Origin of the sequence: Rhodococcus sp. LB1, assembly GCF_001583455.1 — a bacterium.
Taxonomy (GTDB): domain Bacteria; phylum Actinomycetota; class Actinomycetes; order Mycobacteriales; family Mycobacteriaceae; genus Rhodococcus_F; species Rhodococcus_F opacus.
The window spans coordinates 1-15,093 of the sequence record NZ_LTCZ01000413.1 but is presented as its reverse complement, the minus strand read 5'-3'; the positions used below and the strand labels follow the sequence as shown (position 1 = coordinate 15,093).

The 15,093-nt window shown below is 67.0% G+C and carries 12 protein-coding genes and 2 pseudogenes; 4 read left to right on the top strand and 10 right to left on the bottom strand.

The window, feature by feature from the left end:
• The first annotated feature begins 87 nt into the window (after window positions 1–87).
• On the top strand, window positions 88–846 hold the full coding sequence (locus AZG88_RS41600) for a LamB/YcsF family protein (RefSeq protein WP_005244877.1): 759 nt from the start codon (window positions 88–90) through the stop codon (window positions 844–846).
• On the top strand, window positions 846–1,466 hold the full coding sequence (gene pxpB / locus AZG88_RS41595) for a 5-oxoprolinase subunit PxpB (protein ID WP_061701022.1): 621 nt from the start codon (window positions 846–848) through the stop codon (window positions 1,464–1,466). The genes AZG88_RS41600 and pxpB overlap by 1 nt, the downstream gene beginning before the upstream one ends.
• A 21-nt stretch (window positions 1,467–1,487) precedes the next feature.
• Here pxpB and AZG88_RS41590 read toward each other — a convergent pair whose 3' ends face one another.
• The 6 genes and pseudogenes from AZG88_RS41590 to AZG88_RS41565 all read right to left on the bottom strand — a co-directional run.
• Window positions 1,488–2,441 (bottom strand): PDR/VanB family oxidoreductase, encoded by a 954-nt coding sequence (locus tag AZG88_RS41590; RefSeq protein ID WP_061701021.1) that lies wholly within the window; start codon window positions 2,439–2,441, stop codon window positions 1,488–1,490.
• On the bottom strand, window positions 2,422–3,447 hold the full coding sequence (locus AZG88_RS41585) for an aromatic ring-hydroxylating oxygenase subunit alpha (RefSeq protein ID WP_061701020.1): 1,026 nt from the start codon (window positions 3,445–3,447) through the stop codon (window positions 2,422–2,424). The genes AZG88_RS41590 and AZG88_RS41585 overlap by 20 nt, the downstream gene beginning before the upstream one ends.
• Window positions 3,448–3,466: 19 nt before the next feature.
• A complete protein-coding gene (locus AZG88_RS41580) occupies window positions 3,467–4,237 on the bottom strand; it encodes an SDR family NAD(P)-dependent oxidoreductase (RefSeq protein ID WP_061701019.1) in 771 nt (256 codons plus the stop codon).
• Window positions 4,234–5,739, bottom strand: a complete 1,506-nt coding sequence (locus tag AZG88_RS41575; protein WP_061701018.1) for a C45 family autoproteolytic acyltransferase/hydolase — start codon at window positions 5,737–5,739, stop codon at window positions 4,234–4,236. Before AZG88_RS41575 ends, AZG88_RS41580 begins: the two co-directional genes overlap by 4 nt.
• A complete protein-coding gene (locus AZG88_RS41570; protein WP_061701017.1) occupies window positions 5,736–6,572 on the bottom strand; it encodes a polysaccharide deacetylase family protein in 837 nt (278 codons plus the stop codon). Before AZG88_RS41570 ends, AZG88_RS41575 begins: the two co-directional genes overlap by 4 nt.
• Window positions 6,573–6,860: 288 nt before the next feature.
• Window positions 6,861–7,151 (bottom strand): annotated as a pseudogene (locus AZG88_RS41565) (aspartate aminotransferase family protein); the annotation flags it as partial.
• Here AZG88_RS41565 and AZG88_RS41560 point away from each other — a divergent pair.
• Window positions 7,152–7,562: pseudogene (locus tag AZG88_RS41560) on the top strand (aldehyde dehydrogenase family protein); the annotation flags it as partial.
• A gap of 2 nt (window positions 7,563–7,564) precedes the next feature.
• Here the strand turns inward: AZG88_RS41560 and AZG88_RS41555 are convergent.
• Window positions 7,565–8,026: an Lrp/AsnC family transcriptional regulator gene (locus tag AZG88_RS41555; RefSeq protein WP_005244886.1), complete on the bottom strand. Its 462-nt coding sequence runs from the start codon at window positions 8,024–8,026 to the stop codon at window positions 7,565–7,567.
• 254 nt (window positions 8,027–8,280) lie between these two features.
• Here AZG88_RS41555 and AZG88_RS41550 point away from each other — a divergent pair, with 254 nt between their 5' ends.
• Window positions 8,281–9,774, top strand: a complete 1,494-nt coding sequence (locus AZG88_RS41550) for an APC family permease (protein WP_061701014.1) — start codon at window positions 8,281–8,283, stop codon at window positions 9,772–9,774.
• A 67-nt stretch (window positions 9,775–9,841) separates the two neighbouring features.
• Here the strand turns inward: AZG88_RS41550 and AZG88_RS41545 are convergent, their stop codons facing one another.
• The 3 genes from AZG88_RS41545 to AZG88_RS41535 all read right to left on the bottom strand — a co-directional run.
• Window positions 9,842–13,123: an NAD-glutamate dehydrogenase domain-containing protein gene (locus AZG88_RS41545; protein WP_061701013.1), complete on the bottom strand. Its 3,282-nt coding sequence runs from the start codon at window positions 13,121–13,123 to the stop codon at window positions 9,842–9,844.
• A gap of 129 nt (window positions 13,124–13,252) precedes the next feature.
• A complete protein-coding gene (locus AZG88_RS41540; RefSeq protein ID WP_061701012.1) occupies window positions 13,253–14,641 on the bottom strand; it encodes an aspartate aminotransferase family protein in 1,389 nt (462 codons plus the stop codon).
• Between the two features lie 20 nt (window positions 14,642–14,661).
• Window positions 14,662–15,093 (bottom strand): aldehyde dehydrogenase family protein (locus tag AZG88_RS41535; RefSeq protein ID WP_156517747.1); only part of this gene is annotated, 432 nt, incomplete at its 5' end.

Genomic DNA, 15,093 nt, shown 5'->3' with positions numbered 1-15,093 from the left:
AATTGTTCTGACGCAGCAGGACCCTCACCGGTTCCGCCCCCGCGAGAGAATCTACAAGACGGCACTCGGAACCCTAGTATCGAATATGTGCCGGCAATCGATCTGAACAGCGACCTCGGCGAGAGCTACGGCGCCTGGACCCTCGGCGACGACCTGGCGATGCTGAAGCTCGTGACCAGCGCCAACGTGGCGTGCGGGTTTCATGCGGGCGATCCCGCGACGCTGCTGTCCACCTGTTCGGCGGCGTCCGAGCTGACAGTCCGGATCGGCGCGCAGGTGGGCTACCACGACCTCGCCGGGTTCGGACGCCGGTTCATCGACATCGTCCCACGCGACCTGACGGCCGACGTCGTCTATCAGATCGGCGCCCTCGACGGTCTCGCCCAGGTTTCCGGCTCCGCGGTGGCGTACGTGAAACCGCACGGCGCGCTGTACAACGCGATCGTCCACCACCGCGAGCAGGCCCGCGCGGTGGTCGCGGCAGTCCGCGCGTACGACGAGACGCTGCCCGTCCTCGGTCTGCCCGGTTCCGTGTTCCTCGAGGAGGCCGAGAAGGCCGGACTGCGGACGGTCACCGAGGCGTTCGCGGACCGCGCGTACACACCCGAGGGAACGCTGGTGCCGCGCACGACGGACGGGTCCGTCCTGCACGATCCCGCGGTGGTGGCCGAACGGGTCCGCAGGCTCGTCGCCGATCACACCCTCGAAGCGGTCGACGGCACGGTACTCACGGTCACCGCCGAATCAGTCTGCGTCCACGGCGATACGCCCGCAGCCGTCGAGATGGCCACCGCCATCCGGTCGTTGCTCGACACCGAGGGCATCACGGTGGAGCCGTTCGTGTGATGCGCATCCTCGACGTCGGAGAAAGCGCGGTCCTCGCCGAGTTCGAGGATCTCGGCACCGTACTCGCGCATTTTCGTGCGCTCGACAAGTCCCGGCCACCCGGGGTCGTCGAGGTGATTCCGGCGGCGCGCACCATCCTGGTGCGGTTCGACCACGGCGCGACCAGCCGTGACCGCGTCGCCAAGTGGGTGCGGACCACGGAATCGGAGGCGACGGTCGCCGAGGATGCCCCCGACGAGATCCGGATAGACGTGCGCTACGACGGTCCCGACCTCGAGGACGTGGCCGAGCTGACCGGTCTCGGTGTCGACGGCGTCGTCGCCGCACACACCGGAACACCGTGGACGGTGGCGTTCTGCGGCTTCGCACCGGGTTTCGGTTACCTCACCGGCGGCGCACCCGAGCTGCACGTCCCGCGTCGCTCGACGCCTCGGACCTCCGTCCCCGCCGGGACCGTGGCTCTGGGCGGGGAGTTCACGGGAATCTATCCCCGCAGCTCGCCCGGCGGGTGGCAACTCATCGGCACCACCGACGAACCGATCTGGGATGCCGAACGCACTCCCCCCGCCCTGCTGCGCCCCGGCGTCGTCGTGCGCTTCGCACCCGTGAGTACTTATTAACCGCCCGACGTTAATAAGTACTCACAGGTCCAGGACCAGACGGGCTCCCCGGGCCCGGGACACGCAGATCATCATGCTGTTGCACTGCGCGCGTTCGCTTTCGGTGAGGAGGCCGTCGCGATGGTCGACGTCGCCGCCGAGAACCTTCACCTCGCACGACCCGCAGATGCCCATCTCGCACGAGGACGGATGATCGATGCCGGCGCCGCGAACGGCCTCGAGCACCGTCTGGTCGGGACGCACCGGGACGACCTTCTCGCTGCGGGCCAATTCGACCTCGAACTCGCCGGTCGACCGGGCCGCGGGTGCCGACGCCGCGAACCGCTCGAGGTGGAGTTCGCCGGCGCGACCCGCCTGCGACATCCGTTCCACCAACGCGTCCATGAGCGGTGTGGGCCCGCAGCAGTAGACCGCCGCCCCCGACGAGGACCTCACGACGGTCTCCAGGTCGAGGTGACCGCTCGTGTCCTGGGGCACCAGCTGCACCGCGGACGGATCCAGCTCGTTCAGGAACGCGAAGTGATCGGCCGTGCGCGCGCCGTACACCAGTTCCCAGGTTCCGCGGCGCCGCTGCACTTCCCGGATCATCGGCAGCATCGGGGTGATGCCGATTCCGCCGGCGACGAACACGTAGCGGTCGGCCTCGGCCAACGCGAAGTTGGAGCGGGGACGACCGATCTGGATGAGGCGACCCGGCCGCAGCTCGCGATGAACCTCCACCGAGCCTCCCCGGCCTGCGGGCAGTTCGAGGACGGCAATGCGGTACCGGGTCGAATCGGCCGGGTCGCCGCACAGCGAGTACTGCCGGACCGTCCCCGAAGGCAGGTGCACGTCGACGTGAGCACCCGGTTCCCAGGCCGGAAGCTCTCCACCGTCGGAGCGGGCGAACTCGTACGAGGTGATCGAATCGGCCTCCCAGCGGGCGGCGACGACGCGGAGCGGAAGGGTCTGCGTATCAGACGAACTCGTTGACACGACTGCCGTCCTTGACGCGGTTCATCAGCTCGGTGAACGAGCGCCGGTAGTTGAGGGTGAACAGGTCGGCGGGTACGGAAAATTCCTGGAACTCGGAATCCCAGGGGATCTCGCGGGGTTCGATGAATTCGACGATCGGGATGTCCTCGAGATACACCATCTCCTCGACGCGCAGGCATTCCTCCAGGTCTGCGCCGCGGTAGCCGACCTCGTTGGCGACTCCCCAGAAGATCTTGACGTGTTCGTAGTCGATGGGTGACGGGAACCCGGCGACGACGCGGCGTCCCAGCTTCTCGTAGTGGTAGGTGATGGACGCGAGACCCGGTGCGGAGCAGCGGTACCGCATCATGCAGTCGCCGTCGTTGGCCCAGTCGCCGGAGCCGGCGTCGAGCGGGCGGTCCATCCAGACGTCGAGTCCGTCCCGGTTGACGTCCAGCGGTTCGACGACCTCCGGGGTCGGGCCCATCGACACCTTGTGAACGAAGGGGAAGTGTGCGACGTCGCGGAAGTTCTCGATCGTCACGCCGACACCGACCGACGAGTCGATGGGGTCGGCGGCAAGCCATTCGAGGTCGAGGTCCTGCCACTCCTCGATCTCGTACATGTCGCGGATCGGGTCCTCGAGCACCGTCCAAACGTGTCCGAACCGCTCGACCGCGGGGTAGGTGGCGATCGAGGCGCGCGGTGGGATCTTGCCCTGATCGGCCAGGGACGGGATGCGACTGCAGCTGCCGTCGGTGCTGGAGAACTCCCAGCCGTGGTACGGGCAGCCGATCGAACTCTGGTGCACTTCGCCCATCGACAGGTCGCCGCCGCGGTGCGGGCAGCGTCGCGACTGCACCGAGATCCGCCCCTCGCCGTCGCGGTAGATCACCAGACCGACGCCGAGAAGCGTTGCGGTCTGGGGCTTGTCGAGGTCGCAGAGGCGCGCGACGGGGAACCAGGAGCGGCGCATCGACGCTTCGGCCAGTTCACGTTTGGTGGGGGTGGGGATCGAGGTGGTCACGATGGTCCTTTCGGGAAGTTCAGGCGCCGACGACGAGGGCTCCACCGTTGACCGCGAGGGTCTGACCGGTGATGAATGCGGCTCCGTCGGAGGCGAGGAAGGCGACGGCCGCGGCGATTTCGTGGGCATCGCCGAGACGGCCGAGGGGGACGGCGGCGAGTTCTTCGGCATAGACGTCGTCGGGAACCATCCGGGTGTGGGTCGCGCCCGGGGCGACGGCGTTGACGAGGATCTTCTGCGAGACGAGTTCGGAGGACAGCGCCTTCATCAGGCCGAGTTGCGCGGTCTTGGACACCATGTAGCCGTAGGAGTGCCCGTCGGGAACCTGCCCCCACTGCGAGGAGATGAAGATGACGCGCGGGGCCTCGCTGCGGGCGAGGAGCGGCGCGGCGGCGCGGGTGATGGCGTACGGCCCGAGGACATTGACGTCGAGGTAGGGCCGGAGGTTCTCGACGGGTGTCTCGTCGAGGGTCTTCCAGTCGTGCATGATGCCGGCGTTGTGGACGAGGATGTCGAGGCGGCCGAAGTTGTCGATCGCGAGGGCGACGACCCGCTCACCGGCGTCGCGTGCGGTGACGTCCAGTTCGAGGCATTCGACGCGGCGCCCGGTGCTGTCGCGGATCCCCTCGGCGACCACCGACAGTTCCGCGACGTCGAGATCGGCGATGATCAGGTCGGCGCCGCGGGACGCGAGGGTCCGCGCGTGTGCCGCGCCCATGCCCCGCGCGGCCCCGGTGATCAGCGCGAGGCGGTCATCCAGCCGAACGGTGGGGATGGCGGCGAGACTCATGCTCCCGCTCCCACGATGTGCGGCTCGGTGACGTACAGCATGTTGCCGTCGGGGTCGAAGAACGGACGGTACTGGTACCAGGTGCCGCTGGGGTGCTTCCACTGGATCCGCTCGTCGACCCATTCGACGCGTCCGTCCAGCGCGGCCTCGGCCTCGTCGAGGCTGTCGACCTCGAACGCGATCGAGTCGTAGCCGGGTGCGTTGTCGGGGTTGACCGCGGTGCGGCGCGGAGCATGTTCGCCCGCTTCGGATTTGAAGATGTAGAGCGTCACGTTGTCCATGTCGATCGCCGCCCACTCCTCGTCCTTCTCATACGGGAGGTGGAAGGGCAGCCCGAGGACGCCGTGGTAGAACTCCACGAGTGCGTCGACATCGCGCGTGAGGATGTCCATGTTGTCGATGCGCTTCAATTTCAGCACGGTGTTCTCCTTGGTCGGTGCCGCGAAATCGGCGGGAATGGTGCAGGGCCCACCGGAATGGGCGGTCAGGGTACCGTTCTCGACGTCGAGCGAGACGGTGGCGAGGGTTTCGAAGCGTGCCGACGCCGGCAGAGCGGGGTCGACGTGGCAGCACGTCGCTCCGCCGCCGAGCAGATGCGACGTCATCGCCTCGAGGACTGCGGGGGCATCGACGTCCGGCCTGCCGGACAGTCGACGGTGGAGCATGTCGAACCGGATCACGGTGTCCGGTCCGTCGCGGAGTTCCTTGTCGTGCAGGTTCGCCGGGCTGCTGAGGAAATGGTTGGTGTGGACGAGTAGGCCGTCGTGGTCCGGCAGGACGTATCCGATCCCGCCAGGGTTGAGTTCGACGCCCACGGCGGCGGATTCACCACCCGAGCTCGCGACGAGGGTCAGCGACGTCGACGCCGAGACCTTCACCTGGGCGAGCCGGACGAGTGCGTGGTTGAGGTCGCGCGACTCGTCGAGCACGGCGCGGGCCAGCACGTGCACCGGGACGCCGATCCCGTTCCCGTCCTCGGTGTGGTGGAGGATGTTGAAGTGCACGCCCAGGCCGCGGTCGTTGACGCCCATCTTGCCGACGATGCCGTATTCGGTGACGGTGGTGGTCAGATGACCGTTCTCGTGCGGGATTTCCCACACGAACCAGAGGTCGGCGAGTTCGGCGAACCAGTCCCACGCCTGAACGGAGACCGGTGCGTCCCCGTCCCGGAGCCGGACGACCGTCGAGCACTCGCTCGGCGTGACGCCGCCGACCGCGGCCAGCACCTCGGTACGCGCGTTGATCGCCGCGACCGCGGTCACCGGAAGACCGGCGCCGTCGGCGATACCGGCAATCTCGTCGGCGAGCGCGGGCGCGGCGGCCGTGATCCGCTCGAGGGCGAGGGTCCCCCAGTGATTCAGGTCGACGGCCGAGCCGGCAGCGCAGTCGAACAACTGCCGGTACGCGGCAACGGAGCTGCCGACCTGTTCCGCATGGGCACTGCCGAACTCGTAGCCGCGGTCCCACGGTCGGGTCTGCGTGGAACGGAACCGGCGGGTCACGCCGCCACCTGCAGCCGCGGCGCCACCAACTCGGCGACCTCGTCGAGGCGGGCGAACCACACGTCTCCGGACTCGGCCATGTGCGCCACCACGTGCTCGAACTGGGCGAGCCGGTAGGGGCGTCCGATGACCTCGGGATGCATGGTGAAGCTCGTGTGTCTGCATTCGGCACGGGCCGACTCGAATTCGTCTGTCCAACAGCGGCGCAACTCTTCCGGGTCGGCGACGTTGCCGCCACCGTCGATGTTCCAGCCGAAGCGCGGCCAATCGTCGAGCGACCAGTGCACGGGCAGTTCGAGGATCTCGCGGCCGTCCCAGGACTCGATATAGGGACGGTCGTCGCCCATACAGCTGGAGTCGTAGAGGAATCCGCGTTCGACGAGCAGAGCGAACGTCTCGGGGGTGAGTTCCCAGGACGTGGAGCGGTATCCCTTAGGCCGCGGGACGCCGAGTCGCTCGAGTGCCTCGAGGCCCTTGTCGATCTCGTCGATCTGTTGCTGCTCGCTCACCTTGTCGCTGCGCAGGTGCAGGTGGCCGTGGTGACCGATCTCGTGCCCGGCGTCGAGCAGGCTCTCCACCATCGCGGGGTGGTGCTCCGCAGTGTGACCCGGGACGAAGAACGTCGCCGAGATGTCGTATCGGCGGAGCAGATCGAGGATGCGCGGCACCCCACGCGTGACGCCGTAGCGACCCTCGGACAGGATCGTCAGACGGCGTGCGTACTCGTCGCCCTCGCCGAGCCAGCCGGCCTCCGCGTCGACGTCGAATGTCAACGACACCGCGGCCGCCTTGCTGCCCGGCCAGTCGGCAGTGGGAAGTTCCTGAATCGTCAAGACGTGCTCCTCGTCGATTGCGCCGCTCCCGGCGGCTGAGAGAACTCGATGCTGCGCATTTCGGCATCCAGTGGGGGTCAACTCAACGCTTTGCGTGTTTCAGACCACATTAACAGCGCGCAAACCGCCACACAACCCTGAAAACGCTTTGGTTTGCGTCGCTATTGCCAATCCGGCTGCGCATTGCGCAGTCTCACTCCCGATGCGCGCGTTCGACGCACCGGAAACACGAAGGCGGCACCTCGACGCCGTAGTCGAGTGCCGCCTTCCTGCGTGGGACCGGTTGCGTTACAACAGGGTCCAGGCTTCAGTGAGGACGCCGCGGAGGATGTGTTCGATTTCGTCGAATTCGGTCTGTCCGCAGATCAGGGGCGGGGCGAGTTGGATGACCGGGTCGCCGCGGTCGTCGGCCCGGCAGTACAGGCCGGCGCCGAACAGGGCGGTGGAGAGGAACCCGTGCAGGATCCGTTCGGCCTCGTCGTCGGTGAACGACTCCTTCGTGGTCTTGTCCTTGACCAGCTCGATGCCGTAGAAGAAGCCCTCCCCGCGCACGTCGCCGACCATCGGCAGGTCGGTGAGCCCGGAGCCTTCTACCTCCCGACCCTGATCGCCGACGTCGCCGAGGACGCGGAGATCTACCGCGACGAGGTGTTCGGACCGGTGCTCACCGTGAGTCGCCACTCGGGCGACGACGACGCGATCCGCCGCGCCAACGACACCGACTACGGCCTCGCAGCGTCGGCCTGGACGACGAACCTGTTCCGCGCCCAGCGCGCATCACGGGACATCGACGCGGGCTGTGTGTGGATCAACGATCACATCCCGATCATCAGCGAGATGCCGCACGGCCGGGTCGGCGCGTCCGGCTTCGGCAAGGACATGTCGACGTACTCGTTCGAGGAGTACCTGACCGTCAAGCACGTCATGAGCGACATCACCGGGGTTTCACGGAAAGCCTGGCACCGCAAGGTGTTCAGCGCCGGACGGTAGGGCTACTCCTTCGAGGGCGTGCCGTACCGCAGCTTGTGCACTTTGAGAATCGAGATGGTCTCCGTGGTGCGCACGCCCTCGATGATGCTGACGTGCTGATTCAGGAAAGCCCACAGTTCGGCATTGTTGGCGCTGCCGACCTCGACGCAGATGTCGCTGCGCCCCAGCAGTGTCGAGACGTACGTTATCTCCGGCATCTCGGTCAGTGTGTCCACGACCTGCTGGTGCCGGGCCGGGTCGACGGTCAGGAACACGAGCGCCAGTTGCGAGTCGCCCAGCCGTTCGGGATCGGCGAACGCGACGATGCGCAGGATGTTCAGATCCTGCAGACGCTTCACGCGCGCCCGTACCGTCGCCTCGGAGGACCCCAGGTTTCGGGCGATTTCCCGAAACGCTCGCCGCCCATCGTCTTCGAGTTGCCGCAGGATCGCGCGGTCCAGTTCGTCCAGAGTGTGCTGAGACATGGACCGACTCTATCCAGAACGACGAGATCAGTGGCGTTGCGGGCCCAAAAGGCTGCATTTCATGAATGCAAACGGTTACTTGATACGCATTGCGGGGGCAATTTCATCTTGTGCGACGCATTGCGCAGTGTTAGTGTCTTGAATCACATACTTGCGGCGGTCCGTCGGCCTCCACCCCCACTCGACTCGAGTCGCCGAGGGCCGCATTCTGAATACACACACTGCGCCGACAAGGCCCAGAACTGGAGAATCCCGTGAGCCTGCACGATTCCTTCGCCGACGACCACACCTATGAGAAGAACCTGCGGTGGTGGGACGGCTTCACCATCAGCCTCTCGATCCCCGCCGCACTCTTCGTCGGCATGGGGTACGCAATCGGCCTGATCGGCGCGTGGACGACGCTCGTCCTCCTCGGCGCCGTCGCGGTCCTGGCGTGCCTGCAGAACTTCATCTACTCCGAGATGGCCAGCATGTTCGTCGACAAGGTCGGCGGCATCTCGATGTACGCCCACCAGGGCTGGCGGACCCGGTCGACCCTCGTCGGTCCGCTCGCGACGTACGGCTACTGGTTCTCCTGGTCCAGTTCACTCGCCATCTACGGTCTGCAGATCGGCAAGCTGGTCCAGGCCGAGTGGTTCCCCGAGCAGACGTGGACATTCTCCACGGGCCTGGCCACCATCGGACTCCCCCACGTCATCGCGCTCGGTGTCCTGGTCATGGGCTGGGGCCTGAACGTCCTGGGCATGCGACCCGCGATGTGGCTGATGTACGCGACCGGCGCGCTCGTCCTCGTCCCGATCGTCGTCTTCGCGGCCGCTCCCCTCCTGTCCGACAACTGGTCGATGAGCAATCTGCACTGGGACATCGCCGCCAGCGGTGAAGCGGGCTGGCGCACCGCGATCGCCTGGATGTTCGTCCTCGCCTGGTCGGTGTACGGCATCGAGGCCGTCGCCTCGTTCGTGCCCGAATTCCGCGACACCATCCGTGACAGCCGAATTGCATTGCGACTGGCCGGTTTCTTCGTCATCGCCGTCTACATCCTCGTCCCGTTCGGCGTCGGCGGACTCGTCCACCAGGCGGAGGTCGCCGAAAACCCCGTCTCCTTCTACCTGACCGTGTTCGAAAGCCTCTTCCCCGGTGGCGACATCGTGATGGCGATCTGCCTCATCGCCGGCCTCGTCCTCCTGATGGTCATGACCACCGCCGACGGCGGACGCGTACTCCACGGCAGCGCCCGGGAGGGCCTCACCATCAAGCAACTCGGTGAGCTCAACCGTTTCAAGGTCCCGGGGCGTGCCATGTCGCTGGACCTGCTCGTCAACGTCATCCTGATCCTGTTCGTCGGCGAGGCCCTCGCCGTCATCGTCGCCGGCATCGTCGGCTACCTCATCTGCCACATCCTGTCGCTGACCGGCTTCCTCAACCTGCGCCGCGACGAACCGAACGCCCATCGCCCGATCAAGCTCGGCAAGCAGTGGGTGTACATCGCCGGCCTCCTGGTCGTCGTCGACACGATCATGGTCGTCGTCGGCGCGCTCAGCGCCTCCATTACGGGATACGGCAGCACGAAGGAACTGATCGTCGGCGTGGTCGTCCTGTCGCTGTCGATCGTGCTGTACGCCTACCGGCGCGTCGTCCAGGACGGCCAGCCCTGGATCTGGAAGGAACCAGCCTCCGCCGTCGAGGCCGACTTCGTACCCGACGACGAGGACGACGCACCCACCACCGATCCTGCACACACCCTATAGCTTCGCCTGTGAGTACTTGTTAACCGCCCGACGTTAATAAGTACTCACAGGCGCGAAGCGCGTTGTGTCAGTGCAGATCCGCCATCGATCGCACGTGACGCGCCGCTACCGACAGTGACGCGAGATCGTGGGTGGACGCGGCGTCGATCTCCGCCAACGTCCGGCGTGCACGCTCGATCCTCGCCCGGTTCGCATTCTCCCACAGCAGAATCCGGGAGTCCGGCGCATCGCCGGGCTCCCCCGACGACAGTACGTCCCGGGTCAGGAGCCGGACGGAGCGGTACAGGTCGTCCCGCAGCGCCACCCGGGCGAGGGTGTGCCACCGTTCACCCCGCGGAAGCGCCGACACCTTGATCAGCCATCGATCCACGCCGAGGTGATCGGAGAGGGCGAAGTAGAGCGGCGCAACCTCGGCGACGTCGTGCTCCAGTTCGCGGGCGACGTCCACGATGTCGAGCAGGCTGAACCGGTAGAGACCGTCCGCGATACGCCGGGCGATGGACGTCTCGACGCCCGCCTCGTCGTAGGAGCGACGCGTGTCCTCCATCGCCAGCACCTCCGCGCCGCAGAGCCATCCGCCGACGTCGCCGGAATGCGTGTGGACTTCGCCCCGGAAATTGTCGATCTCGGCGTCCACCGCCAGCGGCTGACGACGGTTGGCGAGGAACCACCGCGACGCCCGGTCGAGCAGCCGGCGGGCCTCGACGACCAGTTCGTACTCCGTCGCCGGTGGTAGTTTCGCCGCGGCGATGTCGGACCAGAGTTGCGCAAGCCCGAACACTTCCGACGTGATGGCGAACGCGCGCACCACATCCGCGGGCCCGGCCCCCGTCTCCTCACGCAGCCGGTACGCGTAGGTGAGTCCTCCGCGGGCGAAGATGTCGTTCACGATCTCGGTGGCGAGGATCTCCTGGCGGAGGGGGTGCGAGTCGACGGCGAGGACGGTGCGTAGCGCGGCCGGGAAGTACGCGCCGAGCCGTTCGGAGAAGTACCCGTCGGAGAAGACGTCCGTATCCTCGAGTTCCGCTTTCAGATCCAGCTTGGCGTGGGCGAGGAGGGTCGCCAGTTCCGGCGAGGTCAGTCCTTGCCCGGCCTCCGACAATTCGGCGAAGCCGTCGGGGTTCGGAAGCGCCTCCAGCTCGCAGTCCAGACCGCGCTTGTCGACCAGGTCGTTCACCATCCTCGAGTGCACGTCCACCATCCGGTGGGCGTTCGACCGGGCGTCGCCGAGCACCCGGTTCTGCGCACGGTTGTTGGCGAGCACGAGTTCCGACACGTCGCCGGTGAGCGCCCCGAGCAGGTCCGAGCGCCGGGCCGGGTCCAGCCGCCGGTCGACGGGCAGTGAGTCGAGCAGGATCTTGATGTTCACCTCGTGGTCCGAGCAGTCCACTCCGGCCGAGTTGTCCAGTGCATCCGTATTGACGAGCCCACCGGTCCGGGCGAACTCGATGCGGGCGAGTGCAGTCATGCCCAGGTTGCCGCCCTCGGCGACGGCCCGCGCGCGCAGCCGGCCCGCATCGATCCGGACGGTGTCGTTCGCTTTGTCACCCGCATCCGTGTGCGACTCCGACGAGGCCTTGACGTACGTCCCGACTCCGCCGTTGAACAGGAGATCCACCGGGGCGGCGAGGATGGCGCGGATCATCTCCGGCGGCGTCAACGTCGTCACCGACGGAGCGAGACCGAGCGCCGTCCGCATCTGGCTGCTCACCGGAATCGATTTGCTCTCACGCGACCAGACGCCGCCGCCTGCACTGATGAGGGTCCGGTCGTAGTCGGCCCACGACGATCGCGGCAGCTCGAACAGCCGGCGGCGTTCCTTCCAGGCCTGCTCCGTGCCGGGAGTGGGGTCGACGAAGATGTGGCGGTGGTCGAACGCGGCGACCAGCCCGATGCCGGTACTCGTCAGCATGGCGTTCCCGAAGACGTCGCCGCTCATGTCGCCGATCCCCGTCACCGTGAAACTGTCACGGTCGACATCGATACCGAGTTCGGCCAGATGCCGGGTGACGCTCACCCATGCACCCTTCGCGGTGATGCCCATCTTCTTGTGGTCGTAGCCGACCGAACCGCCGGACGCGAACGCGTCACCGAGCCAGAAGTCGTACGTCCGGGCCACGTCGTTGGCGGCGTCGGAGAACGTGGCAGTGCCCTTGTCCGCCGCCACCACGAGGTAGGGGTCGTCGCCGTCCCGGCAGACGACCCGGTCGGGATGAATCGATTCGGCTGTGTCCGAACGGTTGTCGGTGACGTCGAGCAGCCCGGAGATGAACTGGCGGTAGCAGTCCTGGCCGGTGGACGACGGGTTGCGCACGACGAATCCGCCCTTGGCGCCCGCGGGCACGATGACGGCGTTCTTCACTGCCTGCGCCTTGACGAGTCCGAGGATCTCGGTGCGATAGTCGTCGAGGCGGTCGGACCAGCGGAGCCCGCCGCGCGCGACGGGTCCGTACCGCAGGTGCACGCCCTCCATGTCCGGTGAATACACGAAGACCTCGTAGAGCGGCCGCGGCCGCGGAAGCTCGTCGATCTCGGCGGAGCGGAACTTCAGCGACAACTGGGGACGAGCCGGACCGAGCGCTCCGTCCCGATAGAAGTTGGTGCGGGTCGTCGCCGCGACGAGGCCAGAGTAGGCGCGCAGGATGCGGTCGGCGTCGAGGCCCTCCACGTCGGCGAGCAGCGATTCGACTCGGCGCGCGCGCTGTTCGACCTCGTCGTCGCGGGACGTGCCGCCACCGGGACGGGATGGATCGAAATGCGCATGGAACAGATCCACGAGCGCCGACGCGAACTCGGGACGCGACAGCAGGACCGCCTCGATCCGGCCCTGGTCGTAGGGCAGAGCACTCTGCCGCAGAAAGCGGGCGTACGCGCGCAGGAGCACGACCTCCCGCCAGTCCAGGCCGGCAGCGAGCACCAGCACGTTGAACCGATCCGCCTCCGCGCGACGCGACCACATCGCACGAAAGGTCTCCAGGACAGCCTCGGGTTCGACGGATCCCGACGCCACCGCGGACGTGACGAGCGGTCCCGCGGACACCCGGAAGTCGTAGAGCCGGCACACCAGTCCGTCGGCGCGGCGGAACACCGACGTCCGCTGGTCGACGACCTCGAGGTCGAGGCTCCCGAGAAGTCGGAGCACCCGCTCGAGCGACACGGTCGAGCCTCCGCTGTAGAGCGTGACCCGGAATTGCCGGTTCTCGTTCGGTCCGACGGTGTCGACGTGCAGGTCGAATGCATCGGCACTCAATCGGTCGAGGATGGCGACGTCGGGAGCCGGTGGCCGATCCTGTTCTTCGACATAGCCTTCCGGCAGGGACAGTGCGAGCGTGGACGTGGTCGAGCTCATAGATTCTCTCCGTTGAGATCCGGGCGCCGTGTGTTGTCGTGGGAAATGAGAAAGATCCGCCCCGCGGGCGCCATTGACCGCGGGACGGATCGAGTGTCGGGACACGGGTGTGTCGGCAGACGGGGTGTGTCAGGAGTTGCGGTGCGCGTCCGCGATGTCGAGAACCGTGTCGAGGATCGCGAGCCCCTCACGGGCCTCGGCCTCGGTGACGGTGCACGGCGGCACAGCGTGAATGCGATTGAAATTGGCGAACGGCAGCAATCCTCCTGCCTTGCACGCCGCGATCACCTCGTTCATCGCCGGACTGGAGGCGCCGTACGGAGCGAGCGGTTCCTTCGTGGCACGGTCGGCGACGAGTTCGATCGCCCAGAACACGCCGAGTCCGCGGACTTCACCGATCGACGGGTGCCGGTCGGCAAGGCCACGCAGTCCGGGACCGAGGATCTCGCTGCCGATCCGGGCCGCGTTCTCGACGATCCCCTCGTCCTCCATCGCGTTGATCGTCGCGACGGCGGCTGCAGTGGCGAGCGGATGTCCCGAATAGGTGAGCCCTCCGGGGTACGGCCGGTTGGCGAACGTCGCCGCGATCTTCTCGCTGATCGCGACACCACCGAGCGGGACGTAGCCGGAGTTGACCCCCTTCGCGAACGTGATCAGGTCGGGAACGACACCGAAATGGTCGATCGCGAACCATTTTCCGGTCCGGCCGAACCCGGACATCACCTCGTCGGCGATGAACACGATGCCGTAGCGGTCACAGATTTCGCGGACACCGGCCATGTAACCGGGCGGGGGCACCATGATCCCCGCGGTCCCGGGAACCGATTCGAGTACGATCGCTGCGATCGAGGTCGGCCCCTCGAGGCGGATCAACTGGTCGAGATGCTCGAGCGCGCGCTCGGTCTCCTGCTGCTCGTTCTCCGAGTGGAACTGCGACCGGTACAGGAACGGTCCGTGGAAGTGGACGACTCCGCTGTTGCCGTAGTCGTTGGGCCACCGGCGCGGATCGCCGGTGAGGTTGATCGCGGTGTCCGTGCCGCCGTGGTACGAGCGGTACCGCGACAGCACCTTGTAGCGGCCGGTGTGCAGCCGAGCCATGCGCACCGCGTGCTCGTTGGCGTCGGCGCCGCCGTTGGTGAAGAACACCTTGTTCAGGTCACCCGGGGTCCGCTCGGCGATCAGCCGCGCGGCCTCGGAGCGGGCGTCGTTCACGTACTGCGGTGCGATGGTGCACAGCTTCGCGGCCTGGTCCTGGATGGCGGCAACGACTTTGGGGTGCTGGTGCCCGATGTTCGTGTTGACGAGCTGGGACGAGAAGTCGAGCATGCGGTTCCCGGCACCGTCCCACACGTACGAACCCTCGGACGCGAGGATCGTCATCGGGGTGATCTGCTCCTGCGCGGACCACGAGTGGAACACGTGCGCGCGGTCGAGGGCGTACGCGCGCTCCCCTTCGACACGGGCCGCGTCGAGAGACTGGCCGGTGGGCAAAAGTTCCTGGGTGACTGTCGTCGTCATGACCGTAGGTCCTTTCCGGCTCAGTTGTTCTGGGGGAATCCGAGGTTGAGGCCGCCGTGGCTGGGGTCGAGCCAGCGGGTGGTGACGACCTTGCCGCGGGTGAAGAAGTGGACGCCTTCGGTGCCGTGGGCGTGGGTGTCGCCGAACAGCGAGTTCTTCCAGCCACCGAAGCTGTAGTACGCGGTGGGGACGGGGATCGGGACGTTGATGCCGACCATNNNNCCGCCGTCGTTGGTGAAGATCGCGGTGCCGTTGCCGAACGGGCCCGAGTTGATGAGGTCGAGCGCCTGCTCGTAGGAGTCGACGCGGATCACGGAGAGGATGGGTCCGAAGATTTCGTCGGTGTACACACTCATGTCGGTGGTGACGTGGTCGATCAGGGTCGGTCCGAGCCAGAACCCGTCTGCACCGCCATTCGCCTGCACGGTGCGCCCGTCGACGACGATGGTGGC